This is a genomic window from Rhizobium sp. 2YAF20 (assembly GCF_052114685.1).
GTDB lineage: Bacteria > Pseudomonadota > Alphaproteobacteria > Rhizobiales > Rhizobiaceae > Rhizobium.
On the sequence record NZ_JBFRFF010000013.1, the window covers coordinates 49,776 to 66,676 of the forward strand.

At 58.9% G+C, this 16,901-nt stretch carries 15 protein-coding genes; 10 read left to right on the top strand and 5 right to left on the bottom strand.

Translation table 11 applies throughout. The features are described 5' to 3' along the window. The first annotated feature begins 74 nt into the window (after positions 1 to 74). The 3 genes from AB4Z52_RS16875 to AB4Z52_RS16885 all read left to right on the top strand — a co-directional run bounded on the left by AB4Z52_RS16875 (position 75) and on the right by AB4Z52_RS16885 (position 3,218). A complete protein-coding gene (locus tag AB4Z52_RS16875; RefSeq protein WP_442219082.1) occupies positions 75 to 1,328 on the top strand; it encodes an ABC transporter substrate-binding protein in 1,254 nt (417 codons plus the stop codon). Positions 1,329 to 1,427: 99 nt separating this feature from the next. Then, positions 1,428 to 2,366: a carbohydrate ABC transporter permease gene (locus AB4Z52_RS16880; protein WP_442219083.1), complete on the top strand. Its 939-nt coding sequence runs from the start codon at positions 1,428 to 1,430 to the stop codon at positions 2,364 to 2,366. 6 nt (positions 2,367 to 2,372) lie between these two features. Continuing rightward, positions 2,373 to 3,218: a carbohydrate ABC transporter permease gene (locus AB4Z52_RS16885; protein ID WP_442219084.1), complete on the top strand. Its 846-nt coding sequence runs from the start codon at positions 2,373 to 2,375 to the stop codon at positions 3,216 to 3,218. A 169-nt stretch (positions 3,219 to 3,387) separates the two neighbouring features. On the opposite strand, the gene AB4Z52_RS16890 is transcribed toward AB4Z52_RS16885, so the two are convergent. Further along, complete coding sequence (locus AB4Z52_RS16890) at positions 3,388 to 3,810, bottom strand: MerR family transcriptional regulator (protein ID WP_442219148.1); 423 nt, start codon at positions 3,808 to 3,810, stop codon at positions 3,388 to 3,390. 71 nt (positions 3,811 to 3,881) lie between these two features. Here AB4Z52_RS16890 and AB4Z52_RS16895 point away from each other — a divergent pair, with 71 nt between their 5' ends. After that, entirely contained in the window at positions 3,882 to 6,146 is a 2,265-nt protein-coding gene (locus AB4Z52_RS16895) for a heavy metal translocating P-type ATPase (RefSeq protein WP_442219085.1), read from the top strand. Positions 6,147 to 6,167: 21 nt separating this feature from the next. Here the strand turns inward: AB4Z52_RS16895 and AB4Z52_RS16900 are convergent, their stop codons facing one another. Continuing rightward, positions 6,168 to 6,980, bottom strand: a complete 813-nt coding sequence (locus AB4Z52_RS16900) for a TIM barrel protein (RefSeq protein ID WP_442219086.1) — start codon at positions 6,978 to 6,980, stop codon at positions 6,168 to 6,170. A gap of 170 nt (positions 6,981 to 7,150) precedes the next feature. Continuing rightward, a complete protein-coding gene (locus tag AB4Z52_RS16905; protein WP_442219087.1) occupies positions 7,151 to 8,179 on the bottom strand; it encodes a LacI family DNA-binding transcriptional regulator in 1,029 nt (342 codons plus the stop codon). A gap of 149 nt (positions 8,180 to 8,328) precedes the next feature. On the opposite strand from AB4Z52_RS16905, the gene AB4Z52_RS16910 reads away from it, so the two are divergent. From AB4Z52_RS16910 to AB4Z52_RS16935, 6 genes are all read left to right on the top strand, one after another. Then, positions 8,329 to 9,420, top strand: a complete 1,092-nt coding sequence (locus tag AB4Z52_RS16910) for a fatty acid desaturase family protein (RefSeq protein WP_442219088.1) — start codon at positions 8,329 to 8,331, stop codon at positions 9,418 to 9,420. A 47-nt stretch (positions 9,421 to 9,467) separates the two neighbouring features. Continuing rightward, positions 9,468 to 9,782 (top strand): MocE family 2Fe-2S type ferredoxin, encoded by a 315-nt coding sequence (locus tag AB4Z52_RS16915; protein ID WP_442219089.1) that lies wholly within the window; start codon positions 9,468 to 9,470, stop codon positions 9,780 to 9,782. A 10-nt stretch (positions 9,783 to 9,792) separates the two neighbouring features. Next, the gene (locus tag AB4Z52_RS16920; RefSeq protein WP_442219090.1) at positions 9,793 to 11,019 is read left to right on the top strand and encodes an NAD(P)/FAD-dependent oxidoreductase; all 1,227 of its coding nucleotides are present in this window, start codon (positions 9,793 to 9,795) and stop codon (positions 11,017 to 11,019) included. A 49-nt stretch (positions 11,020 to 11,068) separates the two neighbouring features. Continuing rightward, a complete protein-coding gene (locus tag AB4Z52_RS16925; RefSeq protein ID WP_442219091.1) occupies positions 11,069 to 11,881 on the top strand; it encodes a 3-methyl-2-oxobutanoate hydroxymethyltransferase in 813 nt (270 codons plus the stop codon). A gap of 60 nt (positions 11,882 to 11,941) precedes the next feature. Beyond that, entirely contained in the window at positions 11,942 to 12,502 is a 561-nt protein-coding gene (locus AB4Z52_RS16930) for an NADPH-dependent FMN reductase (protein ID WP_442219092.1), read from the top strand. Between the two features lie 144 nt (positions 12,503 to 12,646). After that, on the top strand, positions 12,647 to 13,519 hold the full coding sequence (locus AB4Z52_RS16935; RefSeq protein WP_442219149.1) for a DMT family transporter: 873 nt from the start codon (positions 12,647 to 12,649) through the stop codon (positions 13,517 to 13,519). Between the two features lie 27 nt (positions 13,520 to 13,546). On the opposite strand, the gene AB4Z52_RS16940 is transcribed toward AB4Z52_RS16935, so the two are convergent. Further along, entirely contained in the window at positions 13,547 to 15,904 is a 2,358-nt protein-coding gene (locus AB4Z52_RS16940) for a polysaccharide biosynthesis tyrosine autokinase (RefSeq protein WP_442219093.1), read from the bottom strand. Between the two features lie 91 nt (positions 15,905 to 15,995). Next, the gene (locus AB4Z52_RS16945; RefSeq protein ID WP_442219094.1) at positions 15,996 to 16,901 is read right to left on the bottom strand and encodes a UTP--glucose-1-phosphate uridylyltransferase; all 906 of its coding nucleotides are present in this window, start codon (positions 16,899 to 16,901) and stop codon (positions 15,996 to 15,998) included.

Here is a 16,901-nt window from a genome sequence, read left to right on the forward strand (position 1 = left end):
CAGACCTCGAAAGGAACCTACTTTGATGGCGATCGGGAGGATCGAGCAAAATATCGTTCCTATGGGAGGGAAACATGAACGTCAGAAGATATATCACGGCGGCTACGTCCGCTGTGGCTGTCTGGGCACTGTGTGCCACCTGCGCCTTTGCTGAGACCAACCTTGAGTTCATTCAATGGTGGGAGCCCGAAATGCCCGCCGGTGCTTTGCGAAGCATCATGGACGGTTTCGAGGCTGCAAACCCCGGCATCAAGGTCACACTCGTCAGCGGCCCCTATTCTGCAACCCATGATCAGATTGTTGTCGGTGCCGCGTCGGGTACGCTCAGCGATGTCGTCGGTCTCGACGGAGCGTGGGTCAACGGCTTGGCAAAGCAGGGCGCAATCGCCTCGATGGACAGCCTGATGGCTGACGCCAAGTATGATAAGAGCCAAATCGCGGACATCATCAAGGTCAACGGACAAAGCGTCATGTTTCCGCTTGCCTCGTTCGTCTACCCGGTCTTCGTCAACCTCGATCTCGCAAAGGCCGCCGGTGTCGACAAGATGCCGACAAACCGCACGGAATTCGCCGCCGCCGCCAAGAAGATGACCAGTGCGGACAAGAACCAGTACGGCTGGGTGCTACCGCTTTCGTTGCAAAATCCCGGCGGCATCCAGAATGACGTGATGTCCTGGGTCTGGGCATCGGGAGCATCCATGCTGAAGGATGGCAAGCCTGATCTGGAAAACGCCTCTGTCGTCGGCACACTTGAATACATCAAGTCGCTGCAGGACGCCGGCGTCATCTCGCCCGGTATTTTTGCCAAGAAGGAACAGGACAAGGTCGAAGAGTTTGTCAACGGGCGCGTCGGAATGATGATCGACTCGTTGGCGCACATCAATCTCATCCGCAAGCGAAACCCCGATCTGAAGTTCGGCATCTCGGCCCTTCCAGCTGTCGACGGCTATACCGGCAAGCGCGGGCTGCCCTATGCTTCCTGGGGCATCGGTATCAGCGACAGCAGCAAGCACAAGGCGGAAGCCTGGAAGCTTGTTGAATATCTAATGAGCCCGGAAGTGAACAGCCGCTTGGTATCGGTCGCCAATGCCTTCCCCGGCAATGTGCATGCCAAGCCCGATTTTTCCAAGTCGGACCCGCTGTTTGAAGAAGCCTTCAAGATCTTCCAGAGCGGCCGTCTTGCCAATGAGTTTGTCGGTCTGCCGGTCGCCGAAGATCTGATGCGGCAGATGAACGTCGAAGTGCAAAAGATGTTCGACGGTCAGCAAACGGCAAAGGAGGCGGCTGCCAATACGCAAAAGCAGTGGTTGGCCGAATTCGCCAAGTAGGCAACCTTTAAAGATTTAAGGCAGCGCGACTGGATCTATCGCGCTGCCGCTGCATCGGGACGGACGGCTACGTTTCACGATCAAGCGGAATCACATCTCATGAGCCTTGCCACAGAAACTCTGATCCGGACGCAAGCGAAAAGGCGCAAGCCTGGCATGCTTTCCTACAGGACAAGAAAGAGGCTTGTTCCCTACTTCTACGTTGCCCCGGCCACGTTTCTGTTTTGTCTGCTGATGCTGTTTCCGATGATAACCGTTCTGCGCTATTCGCTGATGGATGGCGCGATCATGAAAAAGGATGCGCATTTCATAGGATTGCTGAACTATGTGACGATCTTCCAAGATCCGATCTTCTGGCAGTCGGTCGCACAGACACTCTACTTCACGGTGATGAGTGTCATTTTCCACTTTCTGATTGGGTTGGCCTTTGCCCTTTTGTTGAACTCCCAGCGGATAGATCCGCTGATCAGGAGTATCCTGCGGGTTCTCTATATTCTCCCGTGGCTGTTTACAGCGGTGATCATCGCCATCATCTGGCGGCTGCTTCTCGATCCGAACGGCGTGATCAACAGCATCTTGATGACGCTCCATATTGTAAACTTCAAAGTCGAGTGGTTCTCTTCAACGAAAACCGCGCTGCATGCTTTGACATTTGCGAACATCTGGGCGGGGTACCCGCTCTATATGGTCAGCCTTCTCGCTGGCCTTCAGGGCATCCCCAAGGATCTCTACGAGGCTGCCGGCATTGACGGCGCCAATGAGTTCCAGAAATTCCGCTACATCACGATCCCGCAGTTGATGCCGATCATCATCAGCATTGCCTTGCTGGACTTCATCTGGACCATGCAGGTCTTCCCCCTGGTGTGGATGACGACGGGGGGTGGTCCGATCTACTCGACCGAGGTGCTGAGCACCTACACCTACAAACTTGCCTTTTCGAGCTACGAATTTTCCCGCGCTTCGGCCAGCGCAATCTTCATTCTGATCATCTCGATGGGCGCCACATATTTCTACATCAAACATCAAAAGGCCAGGTGACGAGCAATGGCAAAGCGTTCTCTCAGTCGCACCGTACTGCCGACCATCCTGACATATCTCGGGCTTGCGGTTGGTCTGGTCTTTGCGGGCTTTCCGATCCTGTGGATGTTTTTCACATCCTTGAAGTCAAACACCGAAATCTTTGCCCTGCCGCCAAGGCTGCTGCCCGACCATTTCACCAACGTGGCCTATCTTTCGATCTTCAACGACCCAACGAAGGTTCGCTTCTTTCTCAACAGCTATCTCGTCGCGGGAGTAGTAACGTTTCTAACGTTGCTGATCGCCATCCTGACGGCCTATGGCTTTAGTCGGTATTCATTCCGGCTCAAGAATACGCTGAACGTGTTCATCATCAGCACGCAGACCGTGCCGCCCATCACGCTTTTGATCCCCTATTTTGGCATGGTCGTCGCCTTTGGCATTTTCAACACCTATTTTGCGCTGATTTTGACTTACATGGTCTTCACCCTGCCCTATGCGATCCTTCTGATGACCGGCTATCTCAACACCCTGCCAAGGGAGCTTGATGAGGCAGTGCTCGTTGATGGCGGGTCAAGTTGGACGGCGCTGTGGCGTGTGATCATTCCGCTGTCGGTGCCTGGCATCGTCGCAACCGCCGTCTATACGTTCCTGTTGGCATGGAACGAATTCCTCTTTGCCCTGACTTTGACGAAGTCGATGGACATGCGGACAGTTCCCATTGGTATCGAGTTGCTGATGGGCCAACATGCGTTCGAATGGAACGAGATGATGGCGATGAGCGTGCTGGGATCGCTCCCGCTTTTGCTCCTGTATCTGATTGCCCAACGCTACTTCCTCGCTGGCATGGCGGCCGGGTCGGTAAAGAGCTGAACCAATCCGAGGCAAGCGGCGACATCGCGGGCCCTTGCCAAGCATCTGGGATCGCCGGTTCGGCGCCGTCAAGGCGGCCATCCAGGTGGCAGGCTATAGCAGCAAATCCGGGCTTTCCAAGCAGCCCCGGCATTTCGATACCGTCGATCTTAGGCAGGGGCAACGTCTGTCAGTGATGAACATGGGCGCATTGGCTATGGTCGGCGAGGACTTCGATAACCCTGCATTGATCGACGCGACCATGTCCGCATCCATCGATCATCAATTCGAGCTCCGCCTTCAGCGCGGCGAGGCTGCGAATTCGTTGTTCGACCTCGATGAGCCGCGCCTTGGCAATACCGTCAGCCGATGCGCAGGATTGATGGGGGTCGTCCTGAAGTGTCAAAAGGGTGCGAATGGCGTCGATATCGAAACCAAGTTCGCGCGCGTGACGAATGAAAATGAGGCGGCGGATATCCGATCTCTCAAAGCAGCGTTGATTGCCTTCTGTCCGGTCTGGACGCACAAGCAGGTCGATACCTTCATAGTAGCGGATGGTCGACACTTTCACGCCGCTTTGGCGGGCCGCTTCGCCTATTGTGATTTTTTTTATCATTTTGCTCTTGCACCTCTAGTGACTAGAGGATGTAGGAAGGTTGCTTCTGTTTGACAAGGAAGCGGATCATGACTGAGGCAACGCAGACGCGGTACAGAGTGGGTGGCATGGATTGCGCCTCCTGCGCCACCAAGATCGACACGGCGGTGCGGCGGATTCCAGGCGTCGAGGATGTCTCGATTTCGGTGACAGCTGGGACGATGACGGTTCGCCATGGCAATGGCAGCGATCTCAATGCACTCGAGAAAAAAGTGACCGGCCTTGGCTACACCGTCCATCCCCTGGCCGCAAAGGGTGCCAAGCCCACGCATGCCCATGAATACGACATCGATGATCATCCCGGTTGTGGACAGGCCGATCACGATCATGCCGGCCACGATCACGCGGGCCATGACCATTCAGCGCACGGCAAACACGGTCGAGCCGCAGCCAAAGTCGAAGTCCTTCACGCTCACGACAATGCACCACCAACCGGACCCTGGTGGCAGAGCAATAAGGCGCGCATGGCAATTGCCTCGGGCGTGGCGCTCGTTGTCGCCTACGTCGGCAGTCGCTTCGCTCCGGCGATAGAACCCTATATCTTCATTGCCGCAATGCTGATCGGTCTGCTGCCGATCGCCCGCCGCGCATTTATGGCGGCATTTGCCGGTACACCGTTCTCCATCGAGATGCTGATGACGATCGCGGCCGTCGGCGCGGTCATTATCAATGCCGGCGAGGAGGCAGCAACCGTCGTGTTCCTGTTTCTCGTCGGCGAGCTGCTGGAGGGGGTCGCTGCCGGGAAGGCGCGCGCAAGCATTCAATCCCTGACGACACTCGTGCCAAAGACGGCATTTCTTGAGGAACACGGCGAGATAGACGAGGTCCCAGCAGAAGGCCTCGAAGTTGGAAACGTCATCCTGGTTCGCCCCGGCGATCGGGTTCCGGCCGACGGCGTTATACTCTCGGGCGAAAGCAGCCTCGACGAGGCGCCAGTCACGGGCGAAAGCACGCCCGTTCGCAAAGGTATCGACGCAAAGGTCTTTGCCGGCACGGTCAACGGCGAGGCCGCGCTGCGTGTTCTTGTAACCGCAGCGGCTTTTGACAACACGATCGCACGCGTCGTGCGACTGGTTGAAGAAGCCCAGGAATCCAGGGCTCCGATGGAGCGCTTCATCGATCGCTTCTCGCGCTATTATACGCCAGGCGTCGTTGCCGTTGCCGCTCTAGTCGCGATCGTGCCGCCAATGCTCTTCGGCGGGCTCTGGAGCGAATGGATCTATAAGGGTCTAGCAATTCTGCTGATCGGCTGCCCCTGCGCCCTGGTCATCTCGACGCCCGCGGCAATTGCCGCCTCTCTTTCGGCTGGTGCGCGGCGCGGTCTGCTGCTGAAAGGCGGGGCCGTCCTCGAAGCTCTCGGCAAGATCAATGTCGTGGCATTCGACAAGACAGGAACGCTGACCGAGGGCAAACCAAGGGTGACCGATGTCATCTCGTTCGGTTCTGACGAGGCCGATATTCTTAGATATGCGGCGGCGCTGGAGAGGGGGTCCAGTCATCCGCTTGCCGCAGCCGTGGTTGCCAAGGCTGTCGCCGACGAGCTGAAGATCCCAGCTGCAGCTGACGCCAAGGCTATTGGCGGAAAGGGCCTAACAGCGACGGTTGACGGGGTCGCCGTCTTCTTCGGCTCGCCGCAGGCGGTTGAAGACTACGCGCCTGTTTCGATCGAACAGAAGCAACGGGTGAGCGCGCTCAACGACGACGGCAAGACGGTTTCCGTCCTCGTCGTTGGCGGAATTCTTGCTGGCGCCATCGCCATGCGCGATGAGGCTCGTCCTGATGCAGAAGCGGGGTTGAACGCTCTTGCAGACAGCGGCGTCAGGATCATCATGCTGACCGGCGACAACGACAGGACCGCACAGGCGATCGGCAAGCAGCTGGCCATCGAGGTTCGCGCCGAGCTGATGCCGCAGGACAAGCAGCGGATCGTCGGCGAGCTGAAGGCCCAGGGCCTGGTCGTCGCCAAGGTCGGGGACGGCATTAACGACGCGCCGGCGCTTGCCGCCGCCGATGTCGGCATAGCGATGGGCGGTGGAACGGACGTCGCCCTGGAAACGGCCGATGCCGCCATCCTTCACAGCAGGATCGGCGACATCGCAAAGATGATCGGGCTATCGAAGCGCACGATGGGCAACATCCGCCAGAACATCACCATTGCGCTCGGATTGAAAGCGGTGTTCCTGGTCACGACCATTGCCGGCATCACCGGGTTGTGGCCCGCCATTCTTGCCGACACCGGTGCGACTGTCCTGGTCACGATGAATGCGTTGCGCCTGTTGCGCCCGATCCACTGATCGGGCGTAGTGCCGATCTTGCTAAACGCCGGAGGCCAGATATTCCATGCTGGCCTTCAGGGCGACAGCCGGCTTTTCCAGCGCATGGACATCGGACGCGAAGGGCTCGAAGGAGAACGGGCCGATATACCCGGCTTCCCTCAGGGCCTTTATCTGTCCGACATTGTCCAGACGATCGTTCTCATCGACGAGGACGCGATGGGGATCGCGCATATCAGCGATCGTTACGTCAGGATCGCTGACCCCGGATAGGTGCACCAATCCGGTCATCGCCGGAAAGATCGCATTCTCGCCGGCAAGATGATGATGAAATGTGTCGTGCACAAGCTTGAATGTCGACTGGGCGCCGAGATGGTCGATTGCGGCGGCGGCTTCGCGCTTGGAGCTTAGCGAGCAGATCGCAAAGCCGAGCGGCTCGACCAGGCCAATGATCCCCGCCGCATCCAGCATCGGTTTCAACGCCTGAAGCGCAGTTAGGAGATTGGCCTGGCGGATGCCGTCCTGCCTGCCGCTGCCGTCGTTGATCGGAACCAGAACGAGGGCCTTGGCGCCGCAATCGCTGGCATAGTCGATCAAAGCCCGAGCTTCTTCTGCGCGTGTGTCATTCCACTCGTTGAACCGTTGCAGGGCATTGATCGAGATGATCGTCATCCCGCAGACGGCAGCCGAAGCCTTGATCACAGCTGCCGGGGTTCCGTTAAGAATTGCATTGCCGGCAAGGTCGTTGCGGATTTCCACGGAATGCACATCCAGCAATTTCGCCATAGCAAAGAAATCGTCGATCGGCATCGATGGCGCGCACATATGGTTCAGCGCAAAACGAATGGAATTCATATTTGTCGTTCCTCTCCTTGAGCCGGCTCCGATCGATGGAACCGTAGCTCTCTATCAATGCCTACTGAATATATCAGCGGCAATCCATGTACGAACCTCCGTCCCATCCCTCATCGATGATAGAAATTGGGTCTCGTTGATGGAATTCTCTCATATTCCGGGGCGTACCCTCAGATATTCTCTGATATGAATATGTCGAATGGCAGAAAGAACTGGCCAGGCACGGCGGTATCGCCTCGCTCCACCGCGTCAACCATCAGCGCCATGAGTTCCTTGCACAGTGTGGGCAGTGGCGTCCCGATCGCCATTGTCACGACATCGTCGGCAAGTGCAGCCTTTGAATCGGGCGTCAGCTCGCTGACGACGGTAATGAGTTTGCCGGCAAGGCCCTCCTCGCGAATTGCCGAGATCGCGCCCTCCATCCCACCGCCGCAGATATAGAGGCCGACCAGGTCCGGGTGCTTCTGCACCAGGTTCAGCGTCGCCTCATGGGTGATTTCCTCGGTTTCGAGATTTACCTGTGTGTCGAGAACCTCGAAGTCGGGCGCATTCTCACGGAAGTAGGATCGCAAGCCAATCTCACGCAGCTCATGCCCGTGAAAGCGATGGCTCCCGACAAAACAGGCGACTTTCCCCGGTTTGCGTGCCGATCTGGCAATCATCCAGGCGGCGGTGCGCCCGGCCTTGCGGTTGTTGAGCCCAATATAGGCATTGCGGACGCCGGTCGCCAGATCGGAGAGTAGCGAGAACACGGGTATGCCGCGCTCCTTCAACTCCTCTACGACAGTGCTCACGGCGGGATAGTCGGGACCCACCAGCGCCACTGCCCGGCACCTGGATGAGACCGCCTTTAGTTTTTCGATGATCGCCGCCGGTGTCGATGCTGCCGAAAATTCGATCTGCATGTGGATGCGCGCGTTCGTGACGGCGTGCGCCGCCGTCTCCAATTCTTTGGCGAAGGCTTGGTAGAAGGATTGATTTGGCTTTTGAAGCACGACGCCGAACCGATATTGCGGCAGATCTTCAAAAACCCGTTGCCGCAGCAGGCCGACGGCGTGGTAGCCGATCGACTGCGCGGCGTCATAGACCCGCCGTGCCGTCTCCTCCCGTACCCGGTGGCGCCCGTTCAACACTCGGTCGACCGTTGCAACGCTGACGCCTGACGCTTTGGCAAGGTCTGTAATCGTAGGACGGCGCATGCTGGCTCCTGATGGCTTCCATCATCTATGATACGCGATAATGATGTGTTTTGATAGATTCCATCATTGCAGCATTGAGGCAAGCGGAAAGTCAACCTATCCTTCGTCGCGACGATATGGGAGCGGCGGTGCCATCCCCGGAGGCGACCATGACGAACCAGATGACGAAGCGTGATTACGACCTGCTTGGCCAAAGCGGCCGCACTGCGGTCGAAACGGGGCTGGCGGCAGCGCAATGGTATCACACAGACATCCCGCGCAAGGAAATGAAGGCGCTGATGCAGCGTTCCGACGCGGCCGCGATCCGCGATACGGTCATTTGGATAGGCTCGATGCTGGTCTTTGCCGGACTGGGCATCTATTTCTGGGGCAGCTGGTGGTGCGTGCCGTTCTTCCTCGCCTATGGTGTCCTCTATGGCTCGGCATCGGACAGTCGCTGGCATGAATGCGGTCATGGCACCGCCTTCAAAACGCGTTGGATGAACGACGTCGTCTATCAGATTGCCTGCTTTATGATCATGCGCAATCCGGTCACCTGGCGCTGGAGCCACACGCGCCATCATACCGATACGGTCATCGTCGGCCGCGATCCGGAGATTGCCGTGATGCGGCCACCGGATCTGCTGCGGCTGATGCTCAATTTTTTCGGCATTCTCGATGTCGGCTACGCGATGATGGACATGGTGCGCAACGCCTCCGGCAACATCAGTGCAGCGGAACAGACTTTTATCCCCGAACAGGAGCGGCAGAGAGCCGTCACGATCGCCCGCATCTGGTCGGCGATCTATGTGCTCACAATCGCCGCCGCCATCGCGATGGGCTCGTGGCTACCCCTCGTGCTCGTCGGTCTGCCGCGCCTCTATGGCGCATGGCATCACGTCCTGACCGGCCTGCTGCAGCATGGCGGGCTGGCCGACAATGTCGTTGACCACCGGCTGAACAGCCGCACGGTCTACATGAACCCGATCAGCCGCTTCATCTATTGGAACATGAACTACCACGTCGAGCACCACATGTTTCCGATGGTGCCCTATCACGCGCTGCCGCGGCTGCATGCGCTGATCAAGCATGACCTGCCGGCCCCGAACCGCTCGATGATCGAGGGCTATCGCGAGATGGTGCCGGCCTTCGTGCGCCAGCTGCGCAACGAGGACTATTATCTGAGGCGCGAATTGCCGGCGATGGCAAGGCCTTACCGCGAAGAGTTCCATGCGGAGCTCACGCCGGCTGCTGCCCAATAGCGCTGCGGAATCCGTACCACAAGAAGAATGCCCCAAGGGAGGAAGACATGAGCGGAAATTGGGTCGAAGTCTGTGCTGCCGATGAGATCGACGAAGAGGATGTCATCCGCTTCGACCATGCCGGCCGGACTTTTGCTGTCTACCGGAGCCCTGATGACGAGTATTTCGCGACCGACGGCCTTTGTACCCACGAAAAGGTGCATCTGGCCGACGGCCTCGTCATGGATGAGATCATCGAATGTCCGAAGCACAATGGTCGCTTCGACTACAGGACGGGAGAGGCAAAGGGCGCGCCGGTATGCATCAACCTTGCGACTTATCCGGTAAAGGTTGAAGACGGCGCCGTCTTCATTTCCATCTGAGGTGCCCGCGATGTCGCATTTCGTCATCGTCGGGGCAGGGGAATGCGGCGCCCGCGCTGCCTTCGCGCTTCGGGAAAAGGGCTTCGACGGGGCGATCACGCTGATTGGAACCGAGCCAATTGCGCCCTATGAGCGGCCGCCGCTTTCAAAGGAAACGCTGGCGCATTCGCACGCGCCAAAATACGTGGCGCCGCCCTCGCGCTACGCCGAAGCCGGTATCGATTTGCTGATCGGCGTTACGGCCTTGGATATCGATGCCGTGGGAAAATCCGTCACTCTGTCGGATGGCCGCTTAATCGGCTTTGACAAGCTGCTGCTGGCAACCGGTGCCGACGCGCGCCCATTTCCTGGCACTTTGAATTCGGCGGGTCGGGTCAAGTCGCTGCGAACGCATGCCGATGCGCTGGCGCTTTGCGACGCCATGATGCCGGGCAAACATATTGCTGTTATCGGCGGCGGCTTCATCGGCCTCGAACTTGCAGCCACGGCTCGCAAACTGGGCGCCAATGTGACCGTTGTCGAAGGTCTGACGCGTGTGTTGAAGCGCGGCGTGCCTGAAGAAATAGCCGATGTCATCGTCGAACGGCATCGCGGCGAGGGTGTCGTCATTCGTTGCGGCGAGGCGATTTCTTCACTGGAGGAAGACAATGAGGCGGCCAGAATTCGGCTTGCGGATGGCGGGGTCATTGCTGCTGATATCATACTTGTCGGCATCGGGGCTCTTCCGAATATCGCCCTGGCGGAAGCATCGGGGCTCGCGATCGACAACGGTATCGCCGTCAACGATCGGCTGCAGACCTCGGCGCCGGACATCTATGCCGCTGGCGATTGCTGCTCATTTCCGCTGGCACTTTATGACGGCCGGCGCGTGCGTTTGGAGTCCTGGCGCAATGCCCAGGAGCAGGGAGCGTTAGCCGCGGCCAACATGATGGGCGCCAATGAACCGATTTTGGCGGTGCCGTGGTTCTGGTCGGATCAATATGATCTCACTTTGCAGATTACCGGATTGGCCGAAGGCGCCACAATCATTCTGCGTCGCGAACTTGGTGACAGTGCCTTTCTGCTGTTCCATCTGGACGATGCAGGACGCTTGCTTGCTGCGAGCGGTGTCGGCCGTGGCAATGTGATCGCCCGGGATATCCGGCTTGCCGAAATGCTGATTGCCGTCCGCGCCCATCCGGATCCGGCAGCGCTCACAGCCAGCCATGTGAAATTGAAGTCTCTGTTGGCCGCTTGAGCCAATCGCTGCCAAGTCCATCCATCTGACCGCATGACAAGGAAATTCCATGAGGAAGCATTTGAGGCCGACCGTCGCCGATCTCCTGTCGATGAAGGGCACGCGGCAGCTGACAATGCTGCGCGTCGAGACGCTCGAGGAAGCCGAGGCCGCAGAAAGGGCCGGCGTCGATTTGCTCTCGGTGCCACCGGGGCTGCTGACGCCTGCCTTCCGCGATGCCGCGCCCACCTGTTTTGCCTTTCCCGGCCTCGAATATGGCGAGTTCGTCACCACGGTGGACTATCTGCGTGGTGCGTTCGCGGCATTGAGAGCCGGCGGCGATGCCGTCTATTGCGCTGCCAGCCTGCAGACTGTCCGGCGCATGCGGGATGAGGGAATTCCGGTCTGCGGCCATGTCGGTCTTGTGCCATCCAAAGCCACCTGGACCGGAGGCTTTCGCGCTGTCGGGAAGTCGGTCACAAGCGCTGTGGAAATCTGGCGCCAGACAAAAGCGCTGGAGGCCGCCGGCGCCTTTGCTGCCGAGATCGAGGTCGTACCGGGGGAGGTGGCCGGGGCCATCAGCGCCCGCACGTCAATGCTGATGCTATCGATGGGCGCCGGTGCCGGTTGTGACGCCCAGTATCTGTTTTCCGAAGACGTGCTTGGCGCCAACCGAGGTCACTATCCACGCCACGCCAAGGTCTACCGCAATTTCGCCGCCGAATACGACCGCCTGCAGCAGGAGCGAATAGCGGCTTTTTCGGAATTCGTCGCAGATGTGACATCGGGCAGCTATCCTGCAAAACCGCATCATGTCGCCATCGACGCCGCCGAACTCAAGGCATTCCTCGATCATCTCGATACTGTGGCCGACAAGGCTTGACGACGGCCGACCGGTAGTCAATCTGTTCCCCGGGTAACCGAAGGGCGACGGGAGATCGGGATGAAATTGGTTGGGATATCCGGAAGCCTCCGCAAGGGATCCTTCAACACCGCATTGCTCCATGCCGCGGTTGGACTTGCGCCCGAAGGCGTGGATCTGATCGCTGCGACGATCCACGGCGTTCCGCTCTACGACGCCGATGTTGAAACGGCCGATGGCATACCGGCAAAGGTGCAGGAGTTGAAGGAACTGGTTGCCGGAGCAGATGGGTTGATACTTTTCACGCCGGAGTACAACAATTCCATACCCGGTGTGTTCAAGAACGCCATCGACTGGATGACGCGACCCTCCGCCGACATTGCCCGTATTTTCGGCGCGAGACCCGTTGCAGTTCTCGGTGCTTCGCCGGGCAATTTCGGGACTATCCTCAGCCAGAGCGCGTGGCTTCCAGTGCTTCGAACATTGGGGACAGACCCCTGGTTCGGTGGCCGGCTGATGGTTTCACGCGCCGGCATGGTCTTCGACGCCGATGGCCGGATTACGGACGAGAAGGTCAGCCGCAATCTCGCCGCCTTTATCGATGGTTTCGCGAGTTTTGTCGCAAGCCGCCAAGGCAGGTAGCGGCCGATTTCGGCAAAAGCGCCGTGCTGGGTATCCCGCACCTCTATGCATAATGTGAAGCATCGCTTATTGACGATCGCGCGCCGTTAGTGAGTGCACGACCGCTTCAGGATACCCCCAGCTTAAATGTCCCTAAAAACAGCCATGAAATCCAACAAGAGCGGCTATCTCTTCACCTTGCTGGCGATCAGCATATTTGCCGTCCAGGACGGGATTTCAAAACATCTTGTCAGTGCCTATCCGCCACTGCTCGTGGCGATGATCCGCTATTGGGCCTTCATGCTGTTCGCGGTCGCCCTGGCGGCAAGGTCGAACGGCGGCCTCAAGACGGTGGTGCGCACCAAGCGGCCTTGGCTCCAGATCCTGCGCGGGCTTCTGCTTTCGACGCAGATCGTCATCGCGATCACGTCCTTTGTCTGGGTCGGACTGGCCCATTCGCAGGCGATCTTTTCGTCGGGACCGTTGATGGTGGCCCTGCTTTCGGTTCCCATCCTCGGCGAGAAGGTCGGTTGGCGGCGCTGGACCGCGATTGCGGTCGGCTTTGTCGGCGTGCTGTTCATCCTAAAGCCACAGGCCGGCGGGTTTGATGTGAAGGTGCTGGTGCCGATCGTCGGGGCATTGCTGTTTTCGCTGTATGTGATCGCCACCCGGCTCGCGAGCCGCGAGGATCCGGCGATTACGAGCTTCTTTTATACCGCTGTCGTCGGTGCCGTTGCGATGACCTGCGTTGGGCCGTTTTTCTGGACGCCACTTGCACCGCATGACTGGATATGGATGGGGCTGCTGTGCCTGACTGGCATGTCGAGCCACTATTTCCTCATTCGCGCCTACGATCTGCTGGATGCCGTTGTCGTCCAGCCCCTGACCTATCTCCAGCTCGTCTTTTCGTCTGCGATCGGTGCCCTCGTGTTCGGCGAGGTACTGAATTTCAACATGGTGATTGGGGCGATCATCGTGGTGGGTGCGGGGATATTCACCGTATGGCGCGAAAACAGGCTGGCGCGCCAGGGGCGATGAAACACCGGGCGCGCCATTTCATGTCCGTCAGGCCTTTTCTTCGACCTTGGTCGTCTCTTCTTCGGTGTAATAGCTGACATATTTCTGGCGGTAGCGCTCGGTGCCGCCAAATTCGCTGTAGCGGGTAAGCTCGGACATGTCCGTCTTGTTGAGGATGACGCCGAGGATCTTCGCGTTGATCTGTGGCTCCTGTTCCAGCAGGTTCTTGACCATGCTCGTCGGGGTCGCGCCCCATTCGGCAACGTAGATGAAGGCATCCACCTGTGGCGCGAAGGCCTTCGCGTCGATCACGGGTGCAAGCGGCGCAAGGTCGACAACCACATAGTCAAACATCTTTCGCGCGGCATCCATCAGGTTCATCATGCCGGGCGAAGACAGAAGTTCGCTGGTGTGAAGAAGGTGGTCGCGAAGGACGACGGGCAGGATGGCCAGCTTGGTCCGCGGATCGACCCTGACGGCACTTGCCCACGGCACCTCGCCGAGGGCCGCTTCGATCAAGCCGGTCTTCGGCACCGTTTTCAACATGCGGGTCAGTCCTGGATTGCGCAAGTCGGCATCGATCAACAGGGTGCGCTTGCCACTGGAAGCCAGCAAGGCCGCGAAATTGGCCGCTGTCGTCGACTTTCCTTCTCCCGGAAGAGCAGACACCACGCCGATGACGCGGTCGGTCCGGCCCTGCAGCATGACGTCGCTTGCAAGCTTGGCGTTTCGCAGCGTCTCGGCGAAGATCGAGCGCGGCGAGTCTACGGCAACGCGCATCATCCGATCGAAGCCGACATTCCCCTCGGTCTCGCGCGGCGGGACAAGGACTTTTTGATCAGGCTTCTGGTACCAGAAGCGTGTCTTGGGCCGCGCCGCCCGACCAAGCAGCGGCAGGTAACCCAGGAACTTAAGCCCGAGATTGGTCCTGACATCCGCCTCTACGCGGAAGAACCGTTCGCGGAACTCCTGGAAGCCGGCAAATCCGCAGCCGATCATGAGGCCGAGAACCGCCGACAGGGCCATTACCATCGTCTTTTTCGGGCTGGATGGCGCGGTCGGAACGCCGGCCTGCGAGATCACGCGGGCCTTGGCGATCGGAAATGAGCGCTGCTGCGAAGCTTCCTCGAAGCGCCCGAGATAGGACTCGTAAAGCGTTTTCAGTGCCTTGGCCTTCTGGTCGAGTTCGTTCAGATGAACGACGGACTTGTTGGCTTCGGAGTTCTTGCCGACCACGCCCTGGATGTTTTCGCGAAGCGAGGCCTCGCGTGAGCGGGCGACGTCGTATTCATTGCTGTAGCTCGCCGTCAGCTGCTGCAATTCCTGGAAAATCTGGCGGGTGATATCTTCCCGTTCTGTCTTCAGAGCAACGGCCTGGGGATGCTGGGCGCCGAAATCCTGAATGATCTCCTGTTCACGCTTTTGAACCGTCAGATACCGGTTCTTCAGATCCTGCAGGCTGGTATTATTCACCTGGCCGGATGCGGACGAGATCGTTGCATTCTTGACGGCACCGTCCGGTCCCTGGTCGATGATCGATTTGAACTGGTTGAACCGGGCGGATGCGCTCGCCGTATCAGCCTGGGCGATGATCAACTGCTTGTTGAGGTCGGCAAGCTGTTGCTCGGACATCAGTTCGCCGCCCGTCGAGGTCAGACCGTTGTCGGCCTTGTATTTCTCGACTTCGAGAGAGGCCTGCTGCGCCCGCTGGCGAAGGTCGTTCAACCGCTCCTGCAGCCAGACGGATGCTCGCTCCGTCGCGTCGAAATTGGCGTTTAGCTGATCGGTCAGATAGGCGTCGGCATAGGCGGCGGTGATCTTGGCCGCAAGCTGAGGGTCGGTGGAGCGGAACGACAGCGCGATCACCGAACTGCGCATTACCCGCTCTACCGTGACATTTTCCTGCAGCAGCGCCGCAGCAGTCTGGCGTCTCGCCTCGCGTGCCTCGTCCTCCGACATCGCCGGGCCACCTAACGTGACCATGCTTGCCACGAGCTTCGCGCCCGATTTGATCAGGCTCATTGGCGACATTGGCTGATGGAGGATTGTTTCGTTGTCGCTCAGCCCGGCGGTGTCTACGACGCGCAGCGCCATTTCATTGGATTTCAGGATTTCGACGGCGCTTGAGATTTCCATGTCGGCCTGTTGGCTGCTGGCCGCCGGCGACACCGTGTCCGAGGAATATTTCGACAGGCTCTCGTCGAGCAGTATCTGCGTCATCGAGGTGTAGACTGGCGTTGCAAACAGCAGATAGACAACTGCAAGGGCGATCAATACCCCAACACAGGCGCCGATCGTGCGGCCGCGACGCGTCACGATTGCCAGCAGCTTCTCGAGGTCGATGAAACTGTCGGTGTCCTCCGCTTTGGGAAGAGCACTGTGAAAGGTGAAATTGTTCTGGTTCATGGCAGCCGCCTTATCGGGGAGTAATCTGACCTCGGGTCCGTATCTTAGGGTCGGCGGAAGACAAGACGCCGCCGACCCTGAGAAGCAGACCCTATGCCGCTTTCACCTGCGTTTCGTGCGACAGAATCATGTTTCGGATCGACTCGTAGACGAGGTCTCCGATATCGGCGCGCGCCAATGCGAAGGCGACGTTGGCCTCGATGAAGCCTTGCTTCGAGCCGCAATCGAAGGTCCGGCCGTCATAGGCCTGGCCGTGGAATGTCTGCGTCTCCGAAAGGCGGCGCATACCGTCGGTCAATTGGATCTCGTTGCCGGCACCGCGTTCCTGCCGCGCCAGGATATCGAATATCTCGGGCTGCAGGATATAGCGGCCGTTGAGGTAGAAGTTCGAAGGAGCCTCTGATGGTTGCGGCTTTTCGATCATCTGGGTGACGACAAAGCCGTGACTGACCGCTGCGCCTTGGCCGACGATGCCGAATTTAGATGTCTCCTGCGGGTCGCATTCCTCGACCGCAACGATATTGCCGCCAACCTCCTGGTAGAGCGACATGAGACCGGACATGCAGCCGCGCGCGCCGTAGCAGACCATGTCTGGCAAAAGCAGTGCAAAGGGCTCGTCGCCTATCACGTCGCGAGCGCACCAGACCGCGTGGCCGAGGCCCAGCGGTGATTGCTGGCGCGTAAACGAGATCGAACCGGCTGCCGGCAACAGGCTCTGAAGCTCCGAAACCTGGACTGTCTTTCCGGCGCGATTGAGCGAGGAAATAAGCTCGGGATGGTCGTCGAAATGATCCTCGATCACCGCCTTGTTCCGGCTGGTCACGAAAACGATATGCTCGATCCCTGCTTCGATCGCCTCGTCGACGGCATATTGTACGACGGGACGGTCGACGATCGTCAGCATCTCCTTCGGCATTGCCTTTGTTGCGGGCAGGAAACGGGTTCCGTTGCCGGCAACGGGGATGACTGCTTTTCTGACCTTCTTGATGCGGTCCAT